The sequence below is a fragment of the Streptosporangium jomthongense genome (assembly GCF_042650425.1).
GTDB lineage: Bacteria > Actinomycetota > Actinomycetes > Streptosporangiales > Streptosporangiaceae > Streptosporangium.
This window is the reverse complement of the sequence record NZ_JBHSBC010000021.1, coordinates 20,559-44,843: the sequence shown is the minus strand read 5'-3', so window position 1 is coordinate 44,843 and position 24,285 is coordinate 20,559. Positions and strand designations below refer to the sequence as shown.

The following is a 24,285-nucleotide window of genomic DNA, read 5'->3' as shown; positions in this document are numbered from 1 at the left end:
GATCTTCAGCGTAGTGGCCGTCCCGGGAGTCCGTCGCCTACGGTGCTGGGGTGCGGAGTTGGGGGCGGGGGGTTGGGGCGGACGTCGTCGCGGCGGTCGCCGTTGTCGGGATGTTCTGGGCGTTGCCGACGGCTCAGGCCGTCGCCTGGCCGTACGTCGCCGTGGGGGCGGTGCTGGCGGTGGTGACCGCGGGGGCGATGGTCCTGCGTGGGAGGCTGCCGTTCGCCGCGACGGTCACCGCGGGGGCCGCGACCGTCGTTGGCGGTGCCCTGGGGGTCTGCCAGGACCCGATGCTGGCCGCGGCCTGGTGCCTGTATCCGCTCGCGGTCGAGCGGGCGCGCCGTACGCGGGTGGCGGTCGTGATGCTGGCGGCCATGTTCGCGGCGCTGGCGCTGGTCGTCGCCGTTCCCGAGGGGGCCGCTCGCGGCCTCGGGGAACGGGTGGTCATCGCGGTGGCCGCGCTCAGTGCGTCGTGGCTGTTCGGCACGACCACCGGCAGGCAGATCGAGTCCGCGCGGGAGACGGAGCGGATGCGCGTGCAGCTTGAGGTGGCGCGTGACGTCCACGACGTGGTCGGGCACGCGCTGGGGGTGACGCTGGCGCAGTCAGGGGTCGTCCTGAGCCTGCCCGACGTCGGGGAGGCCGAGCTGCGCGAGACCCTGGCGGAGGTGGAGACCCACACGCGCCGGGCGCTTGAGGACGTGCAGGCGCTGGTGCGGACGCTCCGCGACCCGGACGGCGGCCCGGGGCCGGGCCTCGACGGCATCGCGGCGGTCATCACCGCGACCCGCGCCGCCGGAATCGACGTCGAGACACGGATCAGCCGGGAACTCGGCCCGGGGATCGGCGCGGGGCCCAACCGGGGGCTCACCCGGGAGGGCGGTACGGAGACGGGCGGGAAGCTTGGCGCGGGGCCCACCCGGGAGGGCGGTACGGAGGGCGACGCGGGGCTCGGTCCGGGAATCGGTCCGGAGACGACCGGGAAGGTCGGGGACGTGGTGGGGGCGGTGGCGTTCAGGGTTGTTCAGGAGGCGCTGGGCAACGTGGTACGGCATGCCCCCGGCGCGACATGCGTCGTTGACCTGCACCGGGAGCGCGACGCCCTGGTGGTCAGGGTCGCCGACGGCGGGGCGCTCGCAGGCCGGGACGCGGCCCGGTCCGCCGGCGCGGGGGTCGGGCTGCGGGGTATGCGTGAACGGGTCCGCCTGGCCGGTGGGACGGTGACCTGGGGCGCCCGGCCGGAGGGCGGATTCGCGGTCGAGGCCAGACTGCCCCTCAACGACCAGGGCCAGGCCACGACTCAGAGGAGAAACCAGGCCGGCGTTCAGGGACAAAGCCAGAACGGTGTTCAGGAGCGAGGCGAGGACGACGTTCAGGGCCAAAGCCGGACCGGTGCTCCGGGGCAAAGCCAGGCCATGGCTCAGGAACAAGACCGGGTCTCGGCCCAGGGGAGAAGTCAGGCCGCGGTTCGAGGGCGAGACGAGGACGGCGTTCAGAGGCAAAGCCAGGCCGGTGTTCAGGGGCGGGGTTTCGAGGGAGGTGATGATGTCCGCTGAGGTGGTGTCGGTCTTTCTGGCCGACGACGACGCGGGCATGCGTGGGGCCTACCGGAAGCTGTTCGAGCGTACGGCGGGCTTCCGGTTCGCCGGGGAGGCGGCCGACGGGCTTGAGGCGGCCAGGCTGGTCACCGCGCTGCGACCGGATGTGGCGCTGCTCGACGTGCAGATGCCGGGAACCGACGGGATCGAGGCCGCGCGGCGCATCGTGGCCGACACGACCACCAGGGTCGTCATGCTGACCACCTTCGACCTGGACGAGTACGTGCACCGGGCCCTCACTGTCGGGGCCTCGGGCTTCCTGCTGAAGAACGCCTCTCCGGCGGAGATCCTGCGGGCCGTCCGTACGGTCCACGAGGGCAACGCCATGCTCGCCCCCGAGGTGACGGCGCGGTTGCTCGACCGGTTCGCGCCCGAGCGGCCCGTCGAACGGCACCCCTTCGCCGAGCACGTCCTGTCCGAACGGGAACTGCAGGTCATCCGGCTGGTCGCCAGGGGCCGTTCCAACCAGCAGATCGCCGACGAGCTGTTCCTGAGTCTGGAGACGGTCCGCACCTACCTTCGCCGGATGTTCGCCAAGCTGGGGGTCAACGACCGTACGCACCTGGCGGTGCTCGCCCACGAGGCGGGACTGCTGCGCGAACCCCGGTAACCGTCCGCTCTCGAACACCACGGGTCGGGGTGGTCGGTGGATGTCCACTTTCGGGTGACGCGGGGTCGGGGTGACGGGGAGCACGCTGGACGTCCGGATCCCAGGCGACGCGAGGCGGGCGATGATCGAGGTTTCACGGCTCAGCAAGCGCTACGGCGCGAAGACGGCGGTCGACGACGTCAGCTTCACCGTACGGCCGGGCACGGTGACCGGCTTCCTCGGCCCGAACGGCGCGGGCAAGTCCACCACGTTGCGGGTGCTGCTCGGTCTCGACCACCCGACGAGCGGCACCGCGCTGATCGACGGCAGGCCGTACCGCGACCTGAGCCATCCGTTGCGCAAGGTCGGGGCGCTGCTCGACGGGGCGGGGCCGGTGCCCGAGCGTCGCGCGATCGACCATCTCACGTGGATCGCGCAGAGCAACCGCATCCCCCGGAGCCGGGTACGGGAGGTGCTCGACCTGGTCGGCCTCGGCGACGCGGCCAAGCAGCGGGTCAAGAAGTACTCCCTCGGCATGGGGCAGCGCCTCGGCATCGCCGCGGCGCTGCTCGGTGACCCGGAGATCCTGGTGCTCGACGAACCGGTCAACGGGCTCGATCCGGACGGCATCCGCTGGGTGCGCACCTTCCTGCGGGAGTTCGCGGCCTCCGGCCGTACCGTGCTGTTGTCCAGCCACCTGATGGCGGAGATGGCCGAGACGGCGGACGAGGCGGTCGTCATCGCCCAGGGAAGGATCGTCGCGCGCGGCTCGATCGAGGAGATCACCGAGGGGCACGCGTCGCTGGAGACGGCCTTCTTCGCGCTCACCGGCGGCCAGGTGGGGTGGTGAGCGCCGTGTTCGCAGCGACCAGGGCCGAACTGACGAAGATCGTCACCCTGCGCACGGTGTGGATCGTCACCGGTGTGATCCTCGCCCTGCACCTGCTGGTCTCCTACGCGAACGTGGGGATCAACATCGAGGCGGTGCGCGCCATCACCCCGGACGGCATGATCGAGCTGTTCGCCGACGACCCGCAGCCCGCCAACCGGGCGATCGTCGACTTCCTGGTGGCGTCGTCGTTCCAGATGGGGCTGTTCCTGCCCGGCCTCGGGGCGGTCATCGCCGGACAGGAGTTCCGTACCCCGCAGCTCGGGCAGACGCTGCTCGCGGTGCCGCGCCGGGGGCGGCTGATCGTCGCCAAGACCGTCGCGGCCACCGTCTACCTGCTGTTCGTGGCCGTGGTCGTCGCCGGGGTCAGCACGGCGTTCATGTACGCCGCGGTCAGGGACTGGAATCCGGGCCTGCTGGTGAGCCCGGGAGCCTGGATCGGGCAGGGGAAGTTCGTCGCCTTCGCGGTGCTGACCGGCCTGATCAGCTTCGCGATCACGGTGATCGCCCGCAGCACCCTCACGGGTGTCGCGGTCACCGTCGGGCTGATCGCGGTCACCATGACGCAGCTCCTGGCCGTGTTCTCCCCGGCCCTCGACGCGCTGTTCCCGCTCAGCGCGGGCCGCAACCTGCTGCTCAACCCGGTGGAGAACACGCTCTCCGCGGGGCCGGGACACGCCATGGTGGTGCTGGTCGCCTGGCCTTCGGTGACCACGGTCGTGGCCGCCTTCCTGCTCGCCAGGAGGGACGCGCGATGACGAACCTGCCACGCGACGGGGAGCACACGCGACTCCCACGCGGCAAGGGGAACGGGCGACCCCCACGGGGCGACGTCCCCGCGCGACTCCCGCGCGCCGGAGAGGAAACGCGGCTCCCCCGTGACGAGGAGAACGCGCGATGACCGGTCTCTCCGAACGGCGGGAGGCGATCGGGCTGGCCGACCTGGCGCGCGCCGAGTTCACCAAGATCCGCACCCTGCCCGCGACCTGGATCGCGCTGGCCGTCACCCTGGTGGCCAACACGCTGCTGGGCCTGCTCGCGGCCTCCGACACCGTGCGCGTCGCCTCCCAGGGCGGACCGGTCGCCATCGCCCAGCTCGGCACCGTGATGCTGGCCCCGGTCTACGCCTTCGTCGCCGTCCCGGTCTTCGCCGCGGGCAGGGAGTACGGCGGGCAGTTGCGGGTCAGCCTCATCGCGACGCCCGACCGCAACCGGTTCTTCCTGGCCAAGCTCCTGGCCGGCGCGGGGACGGCCGTCGTGGCGGCGACGGCCGTGCTGCTCCCCGGTCTTCTCGTACGGCAGGCGGTGGACGGCCTGCCCGCCGAGGTGGCGGCCTATCTGCTGCTCGGCCTTCTCGGGTGTGGTTTCGCGGTTCTGGCCAGGACGGTCGTCACCCCGCTGGCCGTACTGTTCATCCTGCCGATCCTGGTCTCCCCGATGCTCGCGGGCCTGCTGCCCGGCCTCGTACGGCTGTTGCCGCACGAGGCGACGCTGAGCTTCCTCGGCACTCCCACGAGCCCGGTGCTGGCGCTCAGCCGCCCCGCCGGTTTCGGGGTGCTCCTGGCCTGGGCCGCGGTGTTCGTCGGCGCCGCCTGGGTGGTCACCGTACGGCGGGACAGCTGAGGGGTGTCACGACTGGTGCAGCAGGTTCGCCCGGATGACCACGGCGACGAGCGCGTCCCGGCCCGCTCCCTTGGGGAGCCGCAGCTTCTCGCTGACGTACTTGATGTGGGCGTCGACGGCACGCGGGCTGATGGACCGGTAGCGGGTGCGCAGCTTGTCGGCGATCTCCACGGAGGTGGGCAGGCTCGCGTCCATGGTGCCGTTCAGCCTGTCGCGACAGAGTTCGGACAGGACGGAGAAATAGGTTGAACGGCGGTCGAGCAGCGGACGCGGTGGCGGCGACTGGCACATCACCAGGCGGTCCTGGGAGGTGTACTGCGGCTCGTAGCCGAAGACGGCCACTTTGGGGGCGTTGGGTGAGGGGGCCAGTTCGATCTGCGCCAGTTCGAACGGGACGGGCACGTCGCGGCGTCCGGGTTCGACCACAAGGTACTGGTACCAGTCGTCCATGTTCGTCACGGTCATCGGTGCCTCGCCGGACAGGTTGCTCAGCGACCAGAATCCGGTGTGGGCGGTGACGCGGCCGATCGCCGGTGGCAGTTCGTCGGTGTCGATGCGCAGGTCGACCCTGCAGTGCCCGCAGCGACAGGCTCCGATCGTGGCGGACTGCCCGGCGGTCAGGCTGATCTGGGTGGCCGTCTCACCGATCTCGGCGGGGCCCTGGATCGTGATCTTCTTGTTCATCGCTTCCCCGTTGTTCTTCATGGCTCCCCGTGCTGATCAAGAAACTCTGGGGTGTGGCCGTACGCCGCTCCTCGGATCGTCTCGTCGGTGTCCTCGGGCAGGCCTACGGAGGAGCCGACGCGGTGGCGACGCCGACCGGCCGGCTGCTGTGCGAAGCGAGAATCGTCACCTCCCGATGATGTCGTCCGGCCTGGACAGATCGCAGCGTCCTTTTTGTAGTTTTATGCCAGCCTGAAAACGGGCGAACGGCCGGAGAATTCACCATCAGGCAGCCGAAAATCACCCTTAATGTAAGACATGTGCGCTCATGGCTACAAGGGTGGCCGCAGGGGTGAAGCGGCTGATCGGGACGCACTGTTAATGGGTGTTCTCGGACGCGCCGGAAGCTGGGAGAACTCCATATCCGTTCGCATTGACTACGGAGAGTCATTGCGGTCACGTGCGACAGTGAACCAGATCACTAATCGGTCGGCACGCGCGCGTGTATCAATGTTTTTCCCCAACGGCAACCGGACGACTTCTCGGATCGCCGAGATTACCCCGGGCGGACGGGCGGCTTAGCTTTCTGTGTGGGCACCGGCCGGTGCCGACGCACCAACGACCCACATGAGAGAGGAGTACACCGTGAGTGACTACACCGCGCCCACGCTGACCCGGATCGGATCGTTCGAGGACGTCACCAAGAGCCTCGGCAGCGCCCGTGAGCACGACATCCTCGGCTTCCGCGCGCTGATCGTGATCCACCCGCCGGCGTAACCCGCGAGGGACGGCTGAGCGCGGGCACGGAGCAGCAGACACCTGCTCCGTGCCCGTCCAACCCTACCCAATTCCCATCGACGCGGAACACGATGAAAAGGCCGGGAATTTCGCCATGCCTGTGGTAGTCCTGCCAGACATCCCTTTGCGTCCCGCACTCGTGAACGAGATCGTCGAGCACGCGGGAGAGATCCTGTTCCGACATCCATCGGGATTCCCGTGGATCATCGGCGGCGACGGCCGTGGGATCGTGCGGGCGGGAAACAGGGATATCGACGTCATTCTCCTGGGAAACAGCGGAGCGGCATTCACAGAAAGCGATCTTGCCCGGCTCGTCGGCGACAGGAAAACGGTCAGGGAACTCGATTCGGTCGCCGAGCGGCTCGTCGAGGGCGACCTCCTGCTCTTCGCCAGAGAGAACACGCGCATGCGCTCGCAGGGCCCGCTCCTGCTCACCCGCGCCCTGTGCTGGGCCATGGTCGACGGGGTGCCCCTGATCTCCGACGACCAGCACACGCTCAGGACCCTGGCCCGGCTGCGCCCCGACCCGGCCGTCCTGGCGAGCAGGCTCACCGACGCGGAGATCACACACGCCTACGGACTCAGGAGCGTCTGGGAGGGCGTGCACGTCACCGGCCCCGGCGAGTGGCTCGACTCCTGGAACGACCGCGCCCCCGCCCGCACGGTGTGGTGGCGACCGCCCCACCCCGGCCGCTCCGTGGACGACCTCGCAGAGGAGTTGCGCGGGGCCGTCACCGAGGCGCTACGCCTCAGAACGGCGGGACACCAGGAGATCAGCGCCGACCTGTCCGGCGGCCTCGACTCCACGACGCTCTGCTTCTTCCTCGCCGACCTCGGCCTCAAGCCGCACACGCTCTTCCTCGCCTCGGCCAACGTCGCCAACAACGACCACCGATGGGCGGGCCGCGCCGCCGCGGAACTGGGCGTCGACCACCACAGCGTGCCGTACGGCTCGGTCATCCCGCACCTGCTGGACGAGAGGACGGGCACGGTGGCCACGGCGCCGGAGGGGCCGGGCATCGCCAACGCCGCGCTGGCCTCGGTCTCCATGATCGAGGAGGTCATGAAGGAGACCGGGACCACGCTGCACCTCAACGGTCATGCGGGCGACGCCCTGTTCGGCTCGGTCTCCACGATGCTCTGGTCGCTGTTCCACTCGCGGGAGAAGGGGCGCTACCGCCGTACGTGGCGGTTCCGGGTGCTCAACCGGCACCCGCTCGGCCAGACCATCCGGATGCTCGCCGAGCGGGGCTCCTACCTGGACGACCTGCGCAGGATCGCCCGGCACGACTTCGGCGTCCGTGACGAGGGGGTGGCCGCCTACTCCCGCTGGGTGCCGCTGCCGAAGGTGCACCCGGCGCTGACCGAGACCGCCCGTGAACACCTGCGACGACTGGCCGCCGACGCGGTGCTCGGGGAACGGGGAGCCTTCTCCGAGGACCGTACGGTCAACCAGATCCTCGACTACCTCGTGGTGCACGGCAACGTCGTACGGCGGATGAACCAGGCCGCGACCCCGGGCGGGATCATCTTCGACAGCCCGTATCTCGACCGGCGCGTCGTCGAGGCCGCCCTGGCGCTCGGCGTCGGCGCGCGCAGCCACCAGTACCCGGCCAAACCGCTGCTCGCGGCGGCCAGGCCCCCGGCGATGGCGCTCGACTACTTCACCAGGCCGGACAAGGGCGACTACACCGCCGAGGTGTTCGCCCAGCACCAGGCGGTCAAACCGGTGCTGCGAAGGCTCTTCGCCGACGGCTCCGCCCTTGAGGACCTGGGCCTGGTCTCCGCCGAACGCGTCCTGCGCCTGGCCGAGCGGTACACCACGAGCGGGACCGCCTACACCGACCTGGACAACATCGTGATCGCCGAGCGCTGGCTGCGCTCCGTGGGACAGGGGGAGTGACGACCGTGGTTCACCTCAGGCAGGGCCTGTCGATCGTCGAGGTCGAGGACGGCAAGGTCATCCTCGACACCAGACGCGGCGTCTACTGGCACCTCAACCAGACGGCGATCACGATGGTCGAGGAACTCGGCCGGGGCCGCGCCCTCGACGACCTGGTCGGCCAGATCGCCAGGGAGACCGGGGCCGACGCCGAGCGGGTCCGCTCCGACCACCTGGCCCTGTTCGACGAACTGCGCCGCGCCAAGCTCATCGAGGGGAAGCTGTCGTGAACGGCCTGCCGAAGGAGCCCTTCACGAGCCCGCCGACGGGATCGCCCGCCATGGAAGGCCTGTTGGCGGGATCGCTCGCGACGAACGGCTTCCTGACAGGTTCGCTCAGGATGAGCGGCCTGCCGGCGGGGTGGTCGTCGTGAGCGCGCCGATCATGCCGCAGCGCCGGGTACGGCTGCGCCGCAGGCCCGCCGTCGCCGCCAGGACCGCCGCCGCGCTCGCCCTGCCGCTGTCCAGGCTCTCCCCGCACCTGCTGCGCCGCGTGCTGAACCTGCTGGTCAGGGGCACCCGGCCACCCGTGGCGGCGGACGTGCTCGCCTGGCGGGACGCGGTCAACAGCGTCAGCCGTCGCTGCGCGGGCGAGGGCTGCCTGCAACGCTCGGTCGCGGTCATGCTGCTCGGCCGCCTGTACGGCGCGCCGCCCGCGTGGAAGACCGGCTTCCGGCCCGACCCCTTCGTCGCGCACGCCTGGGTCGAGGTGGACGGAGTGCCGATCGGAGAGCCCGAGGTGGTGGCGCACTTCCACGCCGTCATGTCGGTCCCCCACCGCTGACCCCCACAACTTCCTGAAATTTCCGGAAACGAGGTCGTATACCGTGACCACCGTAGTCGCGCAGGAGACCGTGCCACCGGACGTCACCCCCGGGTCCGGACAGGCGGCACCCCAGGTCGCCGGGTTCCGGCAGGCGCTGGCCCTGCTGAGGCCGTACCGCCCGAGCATGGTCGTGGCGTTCGCGTTCGGCGCCGCCTCGACCGTGCTCGCGGCGCTGCAGCCGCTGCTGGTCTCCTCGACGGTAGACGGGTTCGCCGGGGGCGTGCCGTACGGGGCGCTGGGGCTCATGTTCGCGCTGCTGGTGGCCAGCGCCACCCTCAACGGGCTCGAACAGTACGTCCTGCAGCGCTCGGGCGAACGCTTCGCCTTCGACACCAGGCAACGGCTGATCAGGCACGTCTACCGGCTGCCGATCGGCGTGCTCGAACGGCGTGAGCGCGGCGACCTCGTCTCCAGGATCACCACCGACGTTTCCCAGACCCGGTCCATCCTCAGTTCGGGACTGGTCGAGCTGGCCACCAGCCTGATCACGGTGCTGGTCTCCATCGTCATGATGGCGCTGATCGACTGGGTGTTGCTTGCGCTCGCGGCACTGGCCATCTTCGTGGTCATCGTGGCGGTCTACCTGATCGGACGGCGTACCCGCCCGGCCGGGTTGCGCGCGCAGAACGCCGTGGGCGACCTGGCCACCGTCGTCACCCGGGCACTCGGCGCGATACGGACCATCCGTGCCACCGTCTCGACCACCCGCGAGGCCGACTCCGCCGTGGAACGGGCCCGCGAGGCCCTCGACGCGGGCTTCGCCGTCGCCCGGCTGCGGGCCGTCGTGCAGACCTTCTCCGGCGTCGCCGTACAGCTGCTGCTCGTCGCGGTCGTCGCCGCCGGGGCGATCCGGGTCGCCGCGGGCTCGCTCACCATCGGCCAGCTCAGCGCCTTCATCATGTATCTGCTGCTCATGGCCACCCCGATCACGGTGTTCGGCGGCCTGGTCTCCCTGCTCGGCGAGGCCTTCGGCTCGCTCACCCGGATCATGGAGATTCAGGCGATGGAGCCGGAGACCGACACCCCGCTGACGGCCCTGCCCGCACGGACGACCCCCGGCGAGCCGGTCTTCACGCTCAGGGACGTCTCCTTCCGCTACCCGAGGCGTACGGAGAACGGCTCCGACGGCGAGGCCTGGGCCCTGCGGAACGTCACCCTGGACTTCCCCGGCGGCAGGACGACGGCCGTGGTCGGCCCCTCCGGCGCGGGCAAGTCGACGCTCTTCGCCCTGCTCGAACGGTTCCACGACGTCACCGAGGGGGAGATCGGCTTCCTCGGTGAGGACGTGCGGCGGCTGTCACGCGACGAGCTGCGCGGGCAGATCTCCTACGTTGAGCAGGACGCGCCCGCGCTGTCCGGCACCGTACGGGACAACCTGTTGCTCGGCGCGCACACCGCGAGCCGGGAACGGTGCCTTGAGGCCCTGCGCCGGGTCAACCTGCCCGCGACGGACGACTTCCTCGACGCCCAGGTCGGTGAGGTCGGGGTGCTGCTCAGCGGTGGCGAACGGCAGCGGCTGGCGATCGCGCGGGCGTTCCTCGCCGACGCGCCGATCCTGCTGCTGGACGAGGTCACCTCGAACCTGGACAGCAACAACGAGAAGGTCGTCCAGGACGTCCTGCGCGCCAAGGACGGCACCCAGTCGATCATCGTGATCGCGCACCGGCTCTCGACCGTGGTCGCGGCCGACTCGATCATCGTCATGGAGAACGGCCGGGTCGTGGCCCAGGGCAGGCACGAGGAACTCCTGAGGATCTCCCCCCTCTACCGCGAACTCGCCCACAACCAGCTGCTCGCCTGACAGCCGAGGACCCGCGGGGCCCCCTTGAGGTTCTGAATGTTCTCAGGCGTACAAATGGTCGAGGGAGATGAGCTCGGCGGACTCCTGTTGGGCCACCTGGAGGAGTTCGCCGGTGAAGCCCGACCCCGAATAACACACCAGGCGGGTGTGAGAGGTGTCGTACCGGTCGCCCTGACTGATGAGATCACGGATGCGCCGCAGCCGTACGAGGTGGCTGTTTCCCATCGTCTCGTTCCATTTGACCTCGCCGATCGCCAGCAAAGGCGGTTTGCCGCCGTCGGCTCGGCCGACGTCAGAGGGTACGGCGTGCCAGGTCAGGCCCCGTTCCGCAGGAACTCCCGTGCGCCGCGCAGTCTCGTTCGCAGGTGTCGCCGGGTCGGGGAGCAGTCCAGGCGGACGTCGAGGGGGCGGGGCGAGGGGAGGTCGGCGCTGCGGCCGGAGGGCAGGCGAGCCGGGTCCAGGCCGTCGCGTTCCGCGATCAGGAGACCGAGGTCGTAGCGGCTCACCGCGTCGGCCCCGGCCACATGGTGGACCCCCGAACGGCCGGAGGCGGCGAGCTCCAGCAGGGCCGAGGCCAGGTCGGAGACGTGCACGGGGCAGCGCACCTCGTCGGTGAACAGCGCTCCGGGCGTACGGCCCGCGGCCAGGGAGTGGACCATGGCCTCGTGGGAGGAGCCGCCGTCCCCGACGATCAGGGACGTCCTGGCGATCAGGGCCGAGGGGTCGATCACCTGCACGGCCACCTCTGCTGCCGCCTTCGCCGCTCCGTACGGGGTGATCGGGTCGGGGACGTCGTCCTCGGTGTAGGTGATCGCCCTGCCGGAGAACACGGCGTCGCTGGACACGTGCACCAGGCGCCCGCCGTTCTCCCGGGTCGCGACGGCCACGTGGGCGGCGCCGAGCGCCGTGGTCGTCCAGTCGGCCTGGTCGTAGGCCGCGTTGACGACGACGTCGGGGGCGAAGGCCCTGACCAGGTCGGCCACGGCCGTACGGTCACGGACGTCGAGCGGCAGCCAGTCGGCCCCCGCCGTCGTTCCCGGGCGGTTCAGATAGGTCGCGGCGACGACATGGCCGGTGGCGGCCCGCCGTAGGAGTTCGCCGCCGAGAAAGCCGCTGGCGCCTACGATGCAGATTCTCATGGGCCGTCACCGTAACCGGAGACGGTGAGGTGTCACAGACCGGGACGCCGCCCTGTCTTTCAGGCAGGTCAGACTATGGCGAACCAGTCAGGTGCGAACGACAGGAGCAAGACCGTGCCACCAGCCAGCACGTCCGTCCGGATCCGGGTCCGGATGACCGCTCGCGCCATCGACGAGCCGCACCGCGTCTCCAGCCAGCTGGAGCTGCTGTTCGACCTCACCTTCGTGGTCGCGGTCGCGGCCGTCACCGCCCAGCTCGCGCACGCCGTCGCCGCCGGTCACGGCCTCACCGGGCTGGTGCCGTTCCTGCAGGTGTTCTTCGCGATCTGGTGGGCGTGGATGAACTTCACGTGGTTCGCCTCGTCCTACGACACCGACGACGTTCTCTACCGGCTGCTGACCATGGTCCAGATGGGCGGGGTGCTGACGCTCGCCGCCGGGGTGCCCGCCGCGGCCGACCACTCCGACTACGGGATCGTCACGCTGGGCTACATCATCATGAGGATCGGGCTCGTCGCCCAGTGGGTGCGGGCCGGTCTCGAAGATCCGGCCGGTCGTCGCACCGCGCTGCGCTACGCCGCCGGCATCACCGTCCTGCAGGTGGGATGGGTGCTGCGGCTCGTCCTCGCGGACACGGGTGTCCTGCCGGAGTCCGCCTGGCTGCCGGCCTTCGTCTGCCTGGTCGTCCTGGAACTCGCGGTGCCGAGGTGGGCGGAACGGGTCAGGTCCACCAACTGGCACCCGCACCACATCGCCGAACGCTACGGCCTGTTCACGATCATCCTGCTCGGAGAGAGCGTGCTGGCCGCGAGCCGGGGGGTCGCGGGGGCACTCGAAGCGGCGGAGATCAAGGCGTCCTTCGTGGTCATCGCCGTCTGCGCCCTCGTCCTGCTGTTCGCCCTGTGGTGGCTCTACTTCCTCACCGAGGCGGGGGAGGGCCTCAGCGACCGCCGCGACCGGTCGTATCTGTGGGGGTACGGCCACTATGTCATCTTCGCGGCCCTGGCGGCCCTCGGCGCCGGGCTCGAAGTGGCGGTCGAACAGAGCGGGCACGCGGTGGCGGCGTCGCCGTCGGCCCTCGGCTACGCCGTCGCCATCCCGACCGGGGTGTATCTCGCCATGCTCTGGGCCCTGCACAGACTCATCACGGCGGAGCCCGTCATCCGTCCCGTCCCGGCACTGGGCGGTGTCGTCGCCGTCCTGGCGCTGCCCCTCGCGGCGCCCGCGATCGGGGTGGCCGCCGTGGTCGGGGCGATCACGGCCGTCTGCGTCCTGCTGGTCGCGGTGACGATCACCACCGCGAGGAGGGCGTCCCGGCAGGAGGCGGCGTAGCCGTCAAAAAAGATTTTCGCGACGGCTGTCACAGGCTCGGGGGCTGCCCTGTCTTAGCTGGCGACCGGTTGGCACACGGGTGCCCCGGCGGACAGAGGACAAGCGGAAAGGGTCTGCCATGAAGATCGTCGTGGTCGGTGGAACCGGCCTGATCGGGTCGAAGCTTGTGGCGAAACTGAACGAACACGGTCACCAGGCGGTGGCGGCGGCGCCGAGCACCGGGGTCAACACCCTCACCGGTGAAGGGCTTGCGGAGGTGTTGGAGGGCGCCCAGGTCGTGGTCGACGTGTCGAACTCCCCCTCCTTCGAGGCCACCGCGGTGATGGAGTTCTTCACGACCTCCACGGGCAACCTGCTGGCCGCGGAGGCGGCGGCGGGCGTCGGTCACCACGTCGCGGTCTCGGTGGTCGGCACGGAACGGCTGCCAGAGAACGGCTACTTCCGGGCGAAGATCGCCCAGGAACAGCTGATCGAGAAGTCGTCGATCCCGTTCTCCCTCGTCCACGCGACCCAGTTCTTCGAGTTCGTCCGGCACATCGCCGACGAGGCCACGGACGGCGACAAGGTGCGGGTGGCGCCCGTGCGCTTCCAGCCCATGGCGGGCGACGAGGTCGCGCAGGAGGTCGGCAAGGTCGCGGTCGGCTCGCCGATCAACGGCAGGATCGAGATCGCCGGTCCGGAACGGTTCCAGATGGACGAGTTCTTCCGCGGCGTACTGGCCGAATGGGGTGACCCCCGCGAGGTGGTCACCGACCCGCACGCGCGCTACTTCGGCAGCGAGCTGGAGGAGCGGACCCTGGTGCCGGAGGAGGGCGCCACCCTCGGCCGGATCCGCTACCGCGACTGGCCAGGCCGTACGGCGCAGGCCCAGGGCAGGTGACCCATGTCCGAGGGCACGCGGAAACCAGGATCGAACGCATGGCAGACGGCGCTGACCATGCTGCAGGAGGCGGAACCGCCGTTCATCCCGCGGGGCGCGCACGCGATGACCGTGGTGATCGAGTTCCCGCCCGGTGACCCGGGCACTCCGCCACACCGCCACTCGGGACCGGCGTTCGGCTACGTCCTGGAGGGCGAGATGCTGTTCGAGATCGAGGGCGAGCCCGAGCGTGTCGTCCGCGCCGGGGAGGCCTTCTGGGAGCCCGGCGGCGACGTCATCCACTACCAGGACGGCAACAACCGCGACGACGTCCCGCTGCGGTTCACCGTCACGATGCTGTGCGAGCCGGGCAGACCGATGCTCACCCTCGTGGACGAGGACGAACTCGCCCAGCGCGGGGACCGTCGCGCCCCGCGCCCCGCCTGACCCCGGCCCACACCGCCCGCACGCCGTACGGCGGAGCGTTCGAACCACACGCGGAGGAAAGATGAGCACCCCGAACGCCGAGAACGAGTTCCTGTACGAACTCCAGGCCGAGGTCGAGATCGAACTGACCCAGGTCGAGGCGAGCCATCCCGAGGAGGTGGCCGGGCTGCCGGTCACCGACTGGCTGTTCGACCCCACCGACGCCGAGCGCGAGGAGATCGGCCTGCGGGGTCTGCTCGAAGCGGTCGAGGTGCTGGAGGACGACTCCCGGCCCGGCGGTCACGGTGCCTGAACACCCGGTCCGGGACGGCCGGGGCGTCAACGGGGGGATCGACACGCTCGACAGCCTCAGGGAACACCTGCAGTGGGCGATCGAGCTGGAACACGCGACGCTGCCGCCGTACCTGTGCGCGCTGTACTCGCTGGACCCGGAGCGCAACCGGGAGGCCGTCGAGGTGGTGGGCAGCGTCTTCGCCGAGGAGATGCTGCACCTGACGCTGGCCGCGAACCTGCTCAACGCCGTCGGCGGCAGACCGCGCCTCGACACCCCGGAGATGCTGCCATCGCATCCCCGGCGGCTGCCCCACAGCGACATCGAACTGTCCCTGGTCCCCTTCGGGCCGGAGGCACTGGAGATGTTCCTGCGGATCGAACGGCCCGCGCCCGCCGGTGCCGTTGCGGAGAGCGACGGCTACGAGACGATCGGGCAGTTCTACGCCGCCGTCGAACAGGGACTGCGGCTGCTGTGCGACCGGCTCGGTGAACAGGAGGTCTTCAGCGGCGACCCCGCACGCCAGGTGCACGCGGCCCACTTCCGGCACACCGCCGGGCGGCTGGTCGTCGTCGACGGCCTGAAGTCCGCGCTGACGGCGCTGGCGGAGATCGTCGAACAGGGCGAGGGCCTGGACCACGACGAGGTCTGGGACGGAGACCGGGACGTCTTCCACCCGGAACGGGACGAGGTCGCGCACTACTACCGGTTCCAGGAGCTGAAGGCGGGCCGCCGCTACCGACGTGGCGACACCCCGCAGTCAGGGCCGACCGGTGAGGCCGTCTCCGTCGACCTGGCCGGGGTGCGTCCGATGCGGCGCGACCCCAGGCCCGCGCCGCCCGGCAGCCCCGCCCGCGCCGCGCAGGAGGAGTTCAACCACACCTACTGCGCCCTTCTGCACCTGCTGGAACAGGCGTTCAACGGCAGCCCGAGGATGCTCTCGGTCGCCACCGGCACCATGTACGCGCTCAAGGCGCAGGCCCAGGCCCTGATGGAGACGCCCGACGCCGGTCCCACCTTCGAGTACGTGGCGCCCGAACTGCGCCGGTGGAGCGTCGGCGGCCGGCGGCGGATCGTCGTCCTGCGCGACGGCCCCTACGTGGTGTACGGCGGCGTGCCCCTCAGACGCAAGCGGAAGATCGTCTCCGCCGGGAACGACGCGCTGACCTGGCAGACCCACGAACACCTGGAGACCGAGGACACCTACGCGCTGTGCCGCTGCGGGCACTCCTCGTCGAAGCCGTTCTGCGACGGGACCCACGCGGCGGTCGGGTTCGACGGCACGGAGGCCGCCGTCGCCCCGCCGTACAGGGAGACGCAGCACGTGCACGACGGGGTGGGCATCTCGGCCCAGCGGGTGGGGGAGCTGTGCGTCCACGCGGCCTTCTGCGTCGGGCGGACCAGGCCGATCGCCGAGATGCTCGCCGACACCGACGACAGCGACGTGCGCTCCGACATCATGGGCCGCATCGACCACTGTCCCTCCGGCTCCTACAGCTACGCCCTGAGCCGTGGCGGCGAGACGGTCGAACCCGACCTCCCGCAGGCCGTCTCGGTCCTGGAGGAGGAGAACGGCCTGGCCGGCGCGCTGTGGGTCACCGGACGGGTGCCGGTCACCCGCTCCGACGGACAGCCGCTGGAGACCCGCAACAGGATGACGCTGTGCCGTTGCGGCCACTCCGGCAACAAACCGCTGTGCGACGGCACCCACCGGAGGATCGACTTCCGGGAGGAGCCGGGGCCGCTGTGCGACGGCGGAGCGTAGGCCGTTTTGGCCGGTCGTGTGACGGATCACCGGCCGGCCGGGGAATCAATGTGGACAGGTTGTCGCCGATGCAGCGAAGGCACGGGTGAACATGCGTACGGAATCCCTGGAACAGGTCGCCTCCGCGTTCGTCGAGCTGCGTCCGCGCCTGTTCGGCATCGCCTACCGGATGCTCGGCAGCGTGACGGAGGCCGAGGACATCCTCCAGGAGGTCTGGATGCGCTGGCAGAACACCGACCGCGCGACCGTCGAGAACCCCTCGGCCTTCCTGGCGTTGATCACCACCCGCCTGTCCATCAACGTCATCCAGTCCGCCCGCTCACGCCGTGAGGCCTACATAGGGCCGTGGCTCCCCGAACCCGTCGACACCAGCCTCGACCCCACCCTGGGCGCCGAACGCGGGGAGGCACTCGAATTCGCCTTCCTGCTGTTGCTGGAGCGGCTCACCCCGACGGAACGGGCCGCCTACGTGCTCCGTGAGGCCTTCGTCTACCCCTATCCGCAGATCGCGGAGATCCTCCAGCTCAGCCAGGTCAACGTCCGCCAGCTCGTGAGCCGCGCCCGTAAACGCCTGACCGCCGAGCGCCGCGAGCCCATCGACAAGACGGAGCACCGGCGCCTGCTGAAGGTCTTCCTCGCCGCCGCCGAGACGGGGAACGTCGCCGCTCTCGAAGATCTCTTCGCGGCGGACGTCGTCAGCTCCTCCGACGGAAACGGCATCAGAGGGGCGGCGCGCTTCCCCATCACGGGCGGTTCCCGGGTGGCGAAGTTCGTCGCCACCTACGCGCCGCGGTTCTGGCCGGGCGCCGACATCACCTGGGTCGAGGCGAACGGCAGGGCCGGGGTGATCGTCCCCCGCAACCACGGCACCACCTTCCTCACCATCGACGCCTCCCCACAGGGCATCCACCACGTCATGTGGGTCGTCAACCCGGCCAAACTCGACGCGTTCGAACGCTCACGGCCTCGCACGGTCGGGGCGGTGGGACATGGCTGAGGTGAGCGCCGGGACGCTGACGGAGATGCTCAACGAACGTCGGCACCTGATCGAGATCGCCCTGTGGATGCTGGGCTCGGAACCCATGGCCGACCGGATCGTCCAGGAGACCTACCGCCGCTGGTACACCCTCGACGAGGCGGAACGCGGCGCCATCACGGTGCCCCGCGCCTGGCTGACGAAGGTGGCCGGAGGGATCTGCCTCGAACTCCTCGCCGCCCCGGCCCCCGCTCCCGTCCCCGGCGTCGCCGCCCCGGAGCACCGGCCGGAACCCGTCGGCCCCGCGCGTCCGCCCGCCCTCACCGCCGAACCCGCGCGCCCACGGGCCCTCGCCGTCGGCTCGGCACACCCGCGGGCCCTCGCCGAGCACGACCGTGTCGTACGGCGGTTCGCCCAGGTCTGGGGCCTGGGGGACGTGACGGCACTGCGGGAGATCCTGGCCGGGAACGCGACAGCCGTGAGCGACGGAGGCGGCAAACTACGCGCCGCCGTACATCCCGTTCACGGGGCGGACGCGGTCGCCTGTTTCGTCGTCGCCCTGCTGACCGGCCAGTCCGGCACCGAGGTGACCGCCGAGTCGGTGAACGGCCGGACGGGCCTGGTGCTGCGCCAGGCGGGCCAGGCCGTGGCGGTGGTCGGCATGAGCGTCGCCGGAGCCCGGGTCACCGCCGTGTGGATCGTGCTGAACCCCGACAAACTGCGGCCGTGGCATCGTCCGCTGCCACGGAAGGCGTACCGGTGAACGACCCGATCCTGTCCACGGACCACGACTACGACGGCTCGGCGTTCAAACCGCTCTACGTCACGAGTGTCGAGGTGAGCGGCGGCAGCTCCGCCCACGGCCGGGCCACCGGCCGGGCCCGCTCCGCGGACGGCGCCCTTGACCTGGAGCTGCGGATGCCCGAGGAACTGGGTGGCGACGCCACGGGGCCGAACCCCGAGCAGCTCTTCGCCGCGGGCTACGCCGCCTGCTTCCACGGCGCCCTCAGCCTGCTGGCCCGTCAGCACCACCTCGACCCCGCCGCGATCACGGTCGAGGCGACCGTCGCCTTCGGCCGCGACCCGGCGGACGGCGGGTACCAACTCCGCGCCGACCTCGTCGTCAACTGGCCCGGAGCCACCCCCGACAGGGCCAACCCCCTCCTCACCCAGGCAGCCGCCCTGTGCCCCTACACCAAAATGACCCGCCAAGGCATCCCCACCACCCTCACCCTCGCCCCCTGAGCTCCTGAGGCCGGTACGGCGGGCGGTGGAACGTCGCCCCGCCGTACCTCCTGACGTGCGGCTCGGGCACGCCACCGCGGGCGGCTTCCGTGCGCCGGGGACCCGTCCTCCGCGAAATGCCCGGCCTCTCCGAACTCCGGCTCCTACACGGCCTTGTGCGGGCTTATGTGAAGGCTCACGGTCGCTCCGAAACCCGGGACTCACGGTCCGAATGAAGAACCTCGGAAATTTCGGCCCGGACGAAAGTTCCCGGGAATTCCAGCCCAGGTGAGGAGTCCCGACTTCACGGATCGAACGACGTGTGTTCCCGCCCGCCGTCCGAACCGGGACGACCATGACCATCAGCGCCCACCGGGCCCGGCCTGTCTCGGTGGCGGGCCGTCCGGTGTGAGCCGTCGCGGCTCGACCGGCGCGGGCCCGGGGCCCCGGGGCGTGCTCCCCGCACGTGCGGGGAGCACGTCGGTCAGTGGGACTCGTCGGTCTTGGGGCGGGGGGCGCCGGCTTTGAGCCAGTTGTAGAGGGCTTCGCCGGGGCAGTCGGTCGAGTAGCCGTCGCGGTGGCCTTTGACCTCGTTGCCCGCGCCGCCGTGTTCGCGGAGGTAGTCGATCGCGTCGAGGATGCCCAGCAGCATGTCGTCGGGCGGCTGGGTCAGGCCGGAGGTGCCGACAAGCCCCAGGACGGCGTAGTGGTCGGAGTTGAGTCCGGCGCCGTTGGCGGCGGGCAGGTGCCCGGCGCCCCGGCCCTGGAAGATCGTGCGGTGCGGGCAGACCACCAGCGAGTAGCCGATGTCGATCCAGCCGTTGCCGTCCATGTGGTGGTCCTGGATCGCCTTGACCGTGGCCACGCACCTGGCGTGCTCCCTGGCCAGGGCGGGATCGACGTGGTCGCCGGTGTAGTGGATCTTGACACCCTTGGTGTGGGTGAGCGTGGTGTAGGCGTCCTTGGGGGGCCTGGCCCCCCAGTCACGGCGGCTGAGCATGCTCATGGGCATCTCCTCTGTCGGTGTTCGGACTCACGGTGTTGCTCCGGATCGCGGTCTGGTCCTGGGGCGAGGCCCCGAACGAGCTCGCAGTGTCGTCCTGAGGTGTCATTCCGCACAGGTTCGCGGTGTCGCTCCAGGTCACGGCCCTGCTCCGAGGCGTCGCCCCGAACAGGCCCGCGGCGCCGTACGAGCCGGGCAGGCCGTACGCGGTGGTGGGCAGGGTCACGCGTGTTCTTCCTCGTCGTCGATGTCGGGGACCAGGCCCACATGGGTGAGTTGCCGGGTCAGTCTGGCGACCTGCCGTTGCAGGGTGCGGATCTGCTCCGCCTGGCGTGCGATCTCGGCCTGCATGCGCATCTGGGTGTCCACGTCGAAGGCGCTCGCCCGTTGGTAGGCGCCTTGTTCGACCTGGCGGAGCGCCGCGCGTTCGGCGGCGGCCTCCTGGTCCTCCGCGGCTCTTCTGGCCTGTCGGGCGGTGTAGACGGTGGAAAGCAGGCCGGCCAGCGCGCCCGCAGCGCCGACGATGACGCCAGGGTCCATTCAGTGCCCCCGTTCTGTTGGCTCGGGCCAGCGCGACAGGCGCAGGATGAGGCTCGCGACCGCCACCTGCACGACGCAGGCCCAGTACGCCTGGGGGATCGCTCCCCTGACGCCGCCCACCAGGTGGATCACGGCCCAGGCGACCAGGACGCCTGCGGCGAGGGCGAAGGCCACCCAGTCGGTCATGGTGAAGGCCTGGATGCCGCACATGATCGCGCAGGCGGCCCAGGGAACGGCCAGCATCCCGAGTGGGGCGACGCTGGCGAGGTAGACGTAGGTGGGGGTCCTGGTGACCAGGGGGTCGGGCCAGGCGAGCCGGATCGCCTGGCTGGCGCTCCACAGTGCCAGGAACAGCAACACCGATCCGCGGAAGCCGACCCGGCGGTCGAATCGGTGAATGAGCCGGCGCAACACGTCAGTGCCGTCCCCGGGGGCCGCTCCAGAAGGAGACGGAGCGTGGTCCGGTCGACATCGGCTTTCCTTTCCTAGGGCGTGCCGTGCACGACGTCTATACAGAGAGTGACTAATGTAATACGGAAAGTACAGATAGCGAGCCGATTCTTGGGCTTCCGGTAAGGGGCCAGTGACTCTTCCGCCACGCACTGCCACGCACCGTGGGGGTCGTGTTTCCCCACCCGTATTCTTGGGCCGTGGGAAGACCGTCACAGCACGATGTCGACCGGCTCCTCGACGCCGCGGTGCGGCTGGCGGCGCGGTCGGGGCCGGGGAGCGTCACCATGGCGGCGGTCGCCCGTGAGGCGGGGGCGCCGAGCGGTTCGGTCTACCACCGCTTCCCCAGCAGGGCGGCTCTGCTCGCCGCGCTGTGGCTGCGCACCGTCGACCGTTTCCAGGAGGGTTTCCTGGCCGCGACGCACGAGGAGCCGCCGGAGCGGGCCGTCATGGCGGCGGCCGGTCACGTCGTCGCGTGGAGCCGGGCCAACCCGCTCCAGGCCCGTGTCCTGTTGTACGGCCCCGCGGACTTCGGCGAGTCCGACTGGCCGCGGGACGCCCGTGAACGGCTGAGGACCGGCAACCGCCGGATCGAGGAGGCCCTCGTCGCCCTGGCCAGGCGCCTCGGGCCGGGCACACCGCCGGAGGTCGAGCGGCTGGTGCTGGCGACCGTCGATCTCCCCTACGCCACGGTGCGCCGTCACCACCAGGCGGGCGGCGCGATCCCCGCCCACGCCGAGGACCTCGTCGCCCGCTGCGCGGGCCTGCTGCTGGCCCAGCCGGTCACCGGTGGCTGACGACGTTGACGACCTTGCCGTTCGGGTCGAGCACGAAGAACCGGCGCACCCCCCAAGGTTCGTCCCGCAGGGAGTGCACGATCTTCGCGCCCCGCGCGACCAGCGCCTCGTGGACCGCGTCCACGTCGTCCACCTCGACGCTGACGTCGGGGTGCACCGTGGCGCTCGCCTCCGGTCCCATCAGGATGACCTGCGCCGTCGGGTTGGCCGGTGAGGCCATCGTCACGACCCACCCCAGGTCCATGACCTCGACGAGGCCGAGCAGGCCGTAGAAGTCACGGCTCTGTTCCATGGACTCCGTATGGATGTCCGGCACGACACGGCGAACGCTCATGGTTTCCTCCCCGAAGGACGGTCTCCTTCATACCGGATCAGCGGGTACGGACCATCCTGAACCGGATGAGGGAGTCGTCGACGGTCTCCTCCGAGTAGGCGACGGCCTCGTTGCTCGCCGCGTAGTGGACCTCCCGCATCGCGATGTACGGCGTGCCCGGCGCCATGTCGAGGCGGAACCCGGCGGCCTGCGGCACCACGGCGGGAACCAGTTCGACGAGGGAGTGGTCGATCTCCCGGCCCGGCCATGACCGGCTGAACTCGAAGATGGTGTCCGGGGGGTCGAAGCGGTGCCCCGCGACGAGCCTGCGCCGTACCTCCTCGGCGACGAAGCCGAGCGGCACCTCCTGTGACAGGTGCACCGCCGGGCGCCCGTCGGCGAAGATGACCTTGTCGTGCGCCACCATCGGGGTGTCCTCGCCGATGCCCAGGGCCGTCATGCCCGCGGGGGTCGGGTGTTCGCGCACCTCGAAGCGCTGTTCGACGCGCACCTCGTCGTGGTTGGCCTCAAGCAGTCCGCGGAAGCCGACCAGGCGGTGCAGCAGGATGCTCTCACGCCCGACGTGGGGGCGGATCTGGGTGCCCCTGGCCGGCGCCCTGCTGACGACGCCGAGCCGTCCGAGCGTCTGCAGCGCCGTACGGATGGTGGTGCGGCTGACGCCGAGCTGGGCGGCGAGGTCGGGTTCGTTGGGCAGGCGGTCGCCGGGGAAGCGGCGCTCCATGATGGCCTCAAGGAGGGCACGGGTGGTCCGTTCGGCCAGGGAGCCGTTGCCGACGCGGGGTAACCCACCCGCGGCGCCACGCGGGGTGCGGCGGGCCGGCGAGCCGCTCATCCTCTTGTTTCCCCCTTGGGTCGGCATTCGCGGCGGACTACCACTGACCGGGACATTTCCATTGATCGTATCGAGACCGTCGCCCCTCGCGGGTCCGTTCCACGGCTCAGGGGCGTTTCAGGTGGTGCAGGACGAGGCCGCGGGTCCTGTCGTCCAGGCCGTCGAGCAGCCGTTCGGCGAGCCCGGAGGGGAGGTTCCGCAGCGCCGTGGCGACGACCGCGGGCGGCACGTAGCAGAGGACGTCGCAGGCCCGGCGTAGCGGCATGGCCTCGACGAGCCGGACGGCGGCCGGGGTTCCGGAGAGTTCCCTGACGATCCCGGCGGCGGTGCGGACGTGGGCGTGGGCGAGGATACGCGCCGCCTCACCGGAGGGCAGCGCGCCGACGATCGCGGAGGCCTCCTCAAGGCGGATGTAGTCCACCACGCGGCCCGCCCTGGCGGCGGACATCATCTGCAGCACCGAGGCGGCCCGCGCGGGGACGACGGCCATTCGTTCCAGCAGACCGCCGACGTCCCTCACCTGTAGCCCCACGAGGACGGCGGCGGCCTGGCTCTCGGGGAGCTCCAGCAGGATTCCTCCGGCGGTCCGCGGCTCAAGCAGGGACACCACCTGCTGGGCGGTCTCCTTGGGCAGCGTCTCCAGGAGTCTCGCGGCGGGTCCGGCCGCCATGGCGCCCAGGCGGCGCGCGGCCTTCCGCGGGTCGACGGCGCGCCGCTCCGTGACCTGACGGTTCTGGCGCTCCGGGGGTTCCCGGCGTTCCTGTCGTTCCCGAGGCGGCGGCGGGGGGATCGGGCCCGCGACGACCGACCTCAGGACGCGGGCGAGTTCGTCGGCGCCCATCCGCCTGGCCGGGTCCTTCTCCAGCAGTCGTACGACCGCCTCGGACAGCCGTCCCCCGCGGGAGAGCGGCGGCGGTGGCTGGGTGAGGACGGCGCCCATGGTCGCGGCGGCGTTGTCGCGGCGGAAGGGGGAGTATCCCTCCAGGGCGTGGAAGAGGGTGACCCCCAGGGACCACAGGTCGGCGGGCGGGCCGGTCCGTCCGCCGTTGACGCGTTCCGGCGCCATGAAGTCCGGGGTGCCCGCCAGGGCGTTGTGGGTGGTGAGGCCGCTCAGACCGTTGATCTGGGCGATGCCGAAGTCCACCAGGAACACCTCGCCCTCCTCGCTGATCACGATGTTGGCGGGCTTGACGTCGCGGTGCACGACACCGGCGCGGTGCGCGGCGCTCAGCGCGTCGAGCACACGGACGCCGATCCTGGCCAGTTCGCGCTCGCCGAGCCCGCCGTCCTCGATCAGGTTCAGGAGCGAGCGGCCCTTGATGTAGTCCATGACGATCCAGGGCCTGCCCTCTTCGAGGAACACGTCGTAGATCTTGACGATGCCGGGGTGGCCGACGCTCGCCGCGGCGCGCGCCTCACGCAGCGCCCGCTCGGTGCGTACGGACAGGTCCTCCCCGTACGGCGTCAGCACGACCTCCTTGAGCGCCACATGGCGGTCGAGCACCACGTCCCTGGCCAGCCAGATGGCGCCCATGCCTCCCTGGGCGAGCGTGGACAGCAGGCGATAACGGCTTCTGATCAAATGACG

General features: G+C 70.7%; 31 protein-coding genes. 21 read left to right on the top strand and 10 right to left on the bottom strand.

The features are described 5' to 3' along the window. Nucleotides 1-50: 50 nt before the first annotated feature. The 5 genes from ACFOYY_RS21030 to ACFOYY_RS21010 all read left to right on the top strand — a co-directional run bounded on the left by ACFOYY_RS21030 (nucleotide 51) and on the right by ACFOYY_RS21010 (nucleotide 4,699). The gene (locus ACFOYY_RS21030; protein WP_386191048.1) at nucleotides 51-1,556 is read left to right on the top strand and encodes a histidine kinase; all 1,506 of its coding nucleotides are present in this window, start codon (nucleotides 51-53) and stop codon (nucleotides 1,554-1,556) included. Continuing rightward, the gene (locus tag ACFOYY_RS21025) at nucleotides 1,546-2,208 is read left to right on the top strand and encodes a response regulator transcription factor (protein WP_352012931.1); all 663 of its coding nucleotides are present in this window, start codon (nucleotides 1,546-1,548) and stop codon (nucleotides 2,206-2,208) included. Before ACFOYY_RS21030 ends, ACFOYY_RS21025 begins: the two co-directional genes overlap by 11 nt. Before the next feature lie 121 nt (nucleotides 2,209-2,329). Further along, complete coding sequence (locus ACFOYY_RS21020; protein ID WP_352012932.1) at nucleotides 2,330-3,037, top strand: ABC transporter ATP-binding protein; 708 nt, start codon at nucleotides 2,330-2,332, stop codon at nucleotides 3,035-3,037. After that, complete coding sequence (locus ACFOYY_RS21015) at nucleotides 3,034-3,834, top strand: ABC transporter permease (RefSeq protein ID WP_386191044.1); 801 nt, start codon at nucleotides 3,034-3,036, stop codon at nucleotides 3,832-3,834. The genes ACFOYY_RS21020 and ACFOYY_RS21015 overlap by 4 nt, the downstream gene beginning before the upstream one ends. Before the next feature lie 139 nt (nucleotides 3,835-3,973). Continuing rightward, nucleotides 3,974-4,699, top strand: a complete 726-nt coding sequence (locus tag ACFOYY_RS21010) for a hypothetical protein (protein WP_386191041.1) — start codon at nucleotides 3,974-3,976, stop codon at nucleotides 4,697-4,699. Between the two features lie 6 nt (nucleotides 4,700-4,705). Here ACFOYY_RS21010 and ACFOYY_RS21005 read toward each other — a convergent pair whose 3' ends face one another. Beyond that, nucleotides 4,706-5,383, bottom strand: coding sequence for a hypothetical protein (locus ACFOYY_RS21005; protein ID WP_352012935.1), 678 nt, complete (start codon nucleotides 5,381-5,383; stop codon nucleotides 4,706-4,708). A 29-nt stretch (nucleotides 5,384-5,412) separates the two neighbouring features. Here ACFOYY_RS21005 and ACFOYY_RS21000 point away from each other — a divergent pair, with 29 nt between their 5' ends. The 7 genes from ACFOYY_RS21000 (at nucleotide 5,413) to ACFOYY_RS20970 (ending at nucleotide 10,728) form a co-directional block, all read left to right on the top strand. After that, nucleotides 5,413-5,562: a hypothetical protein gene (locus tag ACFOYY_RS21000; RefSeq protein ID WP_386191038.1), complete on the top strand. Its 150-nt coding sequence runs from the start codon at nucleotides 5,413-5,415 to the stop codon at nucleotides 5,560-5,562. Between the two features lie 445 nt (nucleotides 5,563-6,007). Next, on the top strand, nucleotides 6,008-6,139 hold the full coding sequence (locus ACFOYY_RS20995) for a lasso RiPP family leader peptide-containing protein (protein ID WP_352012936.1): 132 nt from the start codon (nucleotides 6,008-6,010) through the stop codon (nucleotides 6,137-6,139). Between the two features lie 160 nt (nucleotides 6,140-6,299). Beyond that, entirely contained in the window at nucleotides 6,300-8,063 is a 1,764-nt protein-coding gene (locus ACFOYY_RS20990) for an asparagine synthase-related protein (RefSeq protein WP_386191035.1), read from the top strand. Further along, on the top strand, nucleotides 8,060-8,332 hold the full coding sequence (locus tag ACFOYY_RS20985) for a PqqD family peptide modification chaperone (RefSeq protein ID WP_352012938.1): 273 nt from the start codon (nucleotides 8,060-8,062) through the stop codon (nucleotides 8,330-8,332). The genes ACFOYY_RS20990 and ACFOYY_RS20985 overlap by 4 nt, the downstream gene beginning before the upstream one ends. Continuing rightward, nucleotides 8,329-8,475: a hypothetical protein gene (locus tag ACFOYY_RS20980; protein WP_386191032.1), complete on the top strand. Its 147-nt coding sequence runs from the start codon at nucleotides 8,329-8,331 to the stop codon at nucleotides 8,473-8,475. Before ACFOYY_RS20985 ends, ACFOYY_RS20980 begins: the two co-directional genes overlap by 4 nt. Further along, entirely contained in the window at nucleotides 8,472-8,885 is a 414-nt protein-coding gene (locus ACFOYY_RS20975) for a lasso peptide biosynthesis B2 protein (protein ID WP_362782530.1), read from the top strand. Before ACFOYY_RS20980 ends, ACFOYY_RS20975 begins: the two co-directional genes overlap by 4 nt. Before the next feature lie 43 nt (nucleotides 8,886-8,928). Beyond that, on the top strand, nucleotides 8,929-10,728 hold the full coding sequence (locus ACFOYY_RS20970; RefSeq protein WP_386191028.1) for an ABC transporter ATP-binding protein: 1,800 nt from the start codon (nucleotides 8,929-8,931) through the stop codon (nucleotides 10,726-10,728). Nucleotides 10,729-10,770: 42 nt separating this feature from the next. On the opposite strand, the gene ACFOYY_RS20965 is transcribed toward ACFOYY_RS20970, so the two are convergent. Next, entirely contained in the window at nucleotides 10,771-10,953 is a 183-nt protein-coding gene (locus ACFOYY_RS20965; protein ID WP_386191025.1) for a hypothetical protein, read from the bottom strand. Nucleotides 10,954-11,042: 89 nt separating this feature from the next. Continuing rightward, nucleotides 11,043-11,867, bottom strand: coding sequence for an SDR family oxidoreductase (locus ACFOYY_RS20960; protein WP_386191022.1), 825 nt, complete (start codon nucleotides 11,865-11,867; stop codon nucleotides 11,043-11,045). Between the two features lie 153 nt (nucleotides 11,868-12,020). On the opposite strand from ACFOYY_RS20960, the gene ACFOYY_RS20955 reads away from it, so the two are divergent. From ACFOYY_RS20955 to ACFOYY_RS20920, 8 genes are all read left to right on the top strand, one after another. Next, on the top strand, nucleotides 12,021-13,199 hold the full coding sequence (locus tag ACFOYY_RS20955; RefSeq protein ID WP_386191020.1) for a low temperature requirement protein A: 1,179 nt from the start codon (nucleotides 12,021-12,023) through the stop codon (nucleotides 13,197-13,199). Between the two features lie 118 nt (nucleotides 13,200-13,317). Beyond that, complete coding sequence (locus ACFOYY_RS20950) at nucleotides 13,318-14,079, top strand: SDR family oxidoreductase (protein ID WP_386191017.1); 762 nt, start codon at nucleotides 13,318-13,320, stop codon at nucleotides 14,077-14,079. Nucleotides 14,080-14,082: 3 nt separating this feature from the next. Next, entirely contained in the window at nucleotides 14,083-14,505 is a 423-nt protein-coding gene (locus tag ACFOYY_RS20945) for a cupin domain-containing protein (protein WP_362917494.1), read from the top strand. A 61-nt stretch (nucleotides 14,506-14,566) separates the two neighbouring features. Beyond that, nucleotides 14,567-14,797 carry a hypothetical protein gene (locus ACFOYY_RS20940; RefSeq protein WP_352012947.1) on the top strand — a complete coding sequence of 77 codons (231 nt, stop codon included), beginning with the start codon at nucleotides 14,567-14,569 and terminating at the stop codon, nucleotides 14,795-14,797. Then, entirely contained in the window at nucleotides 14,790-16,541 is a 1,752-nt protein-coding gene (locus ACFOYY_RS20935) for a ferritin-like domain-containing protein (protein WP_386191012.1), read from the top strand. The genes ACFOYY_RS20940 and ACFOYY_RS20935 overlap by 8 nt, the downstream gene beginning before the upstream one ends. Before the next feature lie 91 nt (nucleotides 16,542-16,632). Continuing rightward, nucleotides 16,633-17,538, top strand: coding sequence for an RNA polymerase sigma-70 factor (locus tag ACFOYY_RS20930; protein WP_352012949.1), 906 nt, complete (start codon nucleotides 16,633-16,635; stop codon nucleotides 17,536-17,538). Further along, nucleotides 17,531-18,280: a hypothetical protein gene (locus tag ACFOYY_RS20925; protein WP_386191009.1), complete on the top strand. Its 750-nt coding sequence runs from the start codon at nucleotides 17,531-17,533 to the stop codon at nucleotides 18,278-18,280. Before ACFOYY_RS20930 ends, ACFOYY_RS20925 begins: the two co-directional genes overlap by 8 nt. Further along, the gene (locus ACFOYY_RS20920; protein ID WP_352012951.1) at nucleotides 18,277-18,762 is read left to right on the top strand and encodes an Ohr family peroxiredoxin; all 486 of its coding nucleotides are present in this window, start codon (nucleotides 18,277-18,279) and stop codon (nucleotides 18,760-18,762) included. The genes ACFOYY_RS20925 and ACFOYY_RS20920 overlap by 4 nt, the downstream gene beginning before the upstream one ends. Before the next feature lie 463 nt (nucleotides 18,763-19,225). Here ACFOYY_RS20920 and ACFOYY_RS20915 read toward each other — a convergent pair whose 3' ends face one another. From ACFOYY_RS20915 to ACFOYY_RS20900, 4 genes are read right to left on the bottom strand one after another with little or no spacing between them, the layout of a single operon-like run. Continuing rightward, complete coding sequence (locus ACFOYY_RS20915) at nucleotides 19,226-19,747, bottom strand: peptidoglycan recognition protein family protein (protein WP_352012952.1); 522 nt, start codon at nucleotides 19,745-19,747, stop codon at nucleotides 19,226-19,228. Continuing rightward, nucleotides 19,725-19,970, bottom strand: a complete 246-nt coding sequence (locus ACFOYY_RS20910) for a hypothetical protein (protein ID WP_386191005.1) — start codon at nucleotides 19,968-19,970, stop codon at nucleotides 19,725-19,727. The genes ACFOYY_RS20915 and ACFOYY_RS20910 overlap by 23 nt, the downstream gene beginning before the upstream one ends. Continuing rightward, nucleotides 19,967-20,284: a hypothetical protein gene (locus ACFOYY_RS20905; protein ID WP_352012954.1), complete on the bottom strand. Its 318-nt coding sequence runs from the start codon at nucleotides 20,282-20,284 to the stop codon at nucleotides 19,967-19,969. The genes ACFOYY_RS20910 and ACFOYY_RS20905 overlap by 4 nt, the downstream gene beginning before the upstream one ends. Then, the gene (locus ACFOYY_RS20900) at nucleotides 20,285-20,695 is read right to left on the bottom strand and encodes a hypothetical protein (RefSeq protein ID WP_352012955.1); all 411 of its coding nucleotides are present in this window, start codon (nucleotides 20,693-20,695) and stop codon (nucleotides 20,285-20,287) included. It lies immediately after the preceding gene. A gap of 239 nt (nucleotides 20,696-20,934) precedes the next feature. Between ACFOYY_RS20900 and ACFOYY_RS20895 the strand changes: the two genes are divergently transcribed. Beyond that, nucleotides 20,935-21,531 carry a TetR/AcrR family transcriptional regulator gene (locus ACFOYY_RS20895; RefSeq protein WP_352012956.1) on the top strand — a complete coding sequence of 199 codons (597 nt, stop codon included), beginning with the start codon at nucleotides 20,935-20,937 and terminating at the stop codon, nucleotides 21,529-21,531. Here ACFOYY_RS20895 and ACFOYY_RS20890 read toward each other — a convergent pair. The 3 genes from ACFOYY_RS20890 to ACFOYY_RS20880 all read right to left on the bottom strand — a co-directional run bounded on the left by ACFOYY_RS20890 (nucleotide 21,518) and on the right by ACFOYY_RS20880 (nucleotide 24,279). After that, the gene (locus ACFOYY_RS20890; protein WP_352012957.1) at nucleotides 21,518-21,865 is read right to left on the bottom strand and encodes a VOC family protein; all 348 of its coding nucleotides are present in this window, start codon (nucleotides 21,863-21,865) and stop codon (nucleotides 21,518-21,520) included. The genes ACFOYY_RS20895 and ACFOYY_RS20890 overlap by 14 nt on opposite strands. A 37-nt stretch (nucleotides 21,866-21,902) precedes the next feature. Beyond that, on the bottom strand, nucleotides 21,903-22,697 hold the full coding sequence (locus tag ACFOYY_RS20885; RefSeq protein WP_352012958.1) for a GntR family transcriptional regulator: 795 nt from the start codon (nucleotides 22,695-22,697) through the stop codon (nucleotides 21,903-21,905). Between the two features lie 106 nt (nucleotides 22,698-22,803). Then, nucleotides 22,804-24,279: a protein kinase domain-containing protein gene (locus tag ACFOYY_RS20880; protein WP_386190999.1), complete on the bottom strand. Its 1,476-nt coding sequence runs from the start codon at nucleotides 24,277-24,279 to the stop codon at nucleotides 22,804-22,806. Between the last annotated feature and the right edge of the window lie 6 nt (nucleotides 24,280-24,285).

What these genes read in the sequence shown, in the direction of transcription:
- ACFOYY_RS20965 (WP_386191025.1), bottom strand. Translation starts at nt 10,953, where the DNA reads ATGGGAAACAGCCACCTCGTACGGCTGCGGCGCATCCGTGATCTCATC.
- ACFOYY_RS20930 (WP_352012949.1), top strand. Translation starts at nt 16,633, where the DNA reads ATGCGTACGGAATCCCTGGAACAGGTCGCCTCCGCGTTCGTCGAGCTG.
- ACFOYY_RS20890 (WP_352012957.1), bottom strand. Translation starts at nt 21,865, where the DNA reads ATGAGCGTTCGCCGTGTCGTGCCGGACATCCATACGGAGTCCATGGAA.
- ACFOYY_RS21010 (WP_386191041.1), top strand. Translation starts at nt 3,974, where the DNA reads ATGACCGGTCTCTCCGAACGGCGGGAGGCGATCGGGCTGGCCGACCTG.
- ACFOYY_RS20915 (WP_352012952.1), bottom strand. Translation starts at nt 19,747, where the DNA reads ATGAGCATGCTCAGCCGCCGTGACTGGGGGGCCAGGCCCCCCAAGGAC.
- ACFOYY_RS21020 (WP_352012932.1), top strand. Translation starts at nt 2,330, where the DNA reads ATGATCGAGGTTTCACGGCTCAGCAAGCGCTACGGCGCGAAGACGGCG.
- ACFOYY_RS20945 (WP_362917494.1), top strand. Translation starts at nt 14,083, where the DNA reads ATGTCCGAGGGCACGCGGAAACCAGGATCGAACGCATGGCAGACGGCG.
- ACFOYY_RS20925 (WP_386191009.1), top strand. Translation starts at nt 17,531, where the DNA reads ATGGCTGAGGTGAGCGCCGGGACGCTGACGGAGATGCTCAACGAACGT.
- ACFOYY_RS20955 (WP_386191020.1), top strand. Translation starts at nt 12,021, where the DNA reads ATGACCGCTCGCGCCATCGACGAGCCGCACCGCGTCTCCAGCCAGCTG.
- ACFOYY_RS21025 (WP_352012931.1), top strand. Translation starts at nt 1,546, where the DNA reads ATGTCCGCTGAGGTGGTGTCGGTCTTTCTGGCCGACGACGACGCGGGC.
- ACFOYY_RS20950 (WP_386191017.1), top strand. Translation starts at nt 13,318, where the DNA reads ATGAAGATCGTCGTGGTCGGTGGAACCGGCCTGATCGGGTCGAAGCTT.
- ACFOYY_RS20940 (WP_352012947.1), top strand. Translation starts at nt 14,567, where the DNA reads ATGAGCACCCCGAACGCCGAGAACGAGTTCCTGTACGAACTCCAGGCC.
- ACFOYY_RS20960 (WP_386191022.1), bottom strand. Translation starts at nt 11,867, where the DNA reads ATGAGAATCTGCATCGTAGGCGCCAGCGGCTTTCTCGGCGGCGAACTC.
- ACFOYY_RS21005 (WP_352012935.1), bottom strand. Translation starts at nt 5,383, where the DNA reads ATGAACAAGAAGATCACGATCCAGGGCCCCGCCGAGATCGGTGAGACG.
- ACFOYY_RS20885 (WP_352012958.1), bottom strand. Translation starts at nt 22,697, where the DNA reads ATGAGCGGCTCGCCGGCCCGCCGCACCCCGCGTGGCGCCGCGGGTGGG.
- ACFOYY_RS20905 (WP_352012954.1), bottom strand. Translation starts at nt 20,284, where the DNA reads ATGGACCCTGGCGTCATCGTCGGCGCTGCGGGCGCGCTGGCCGGCCTG.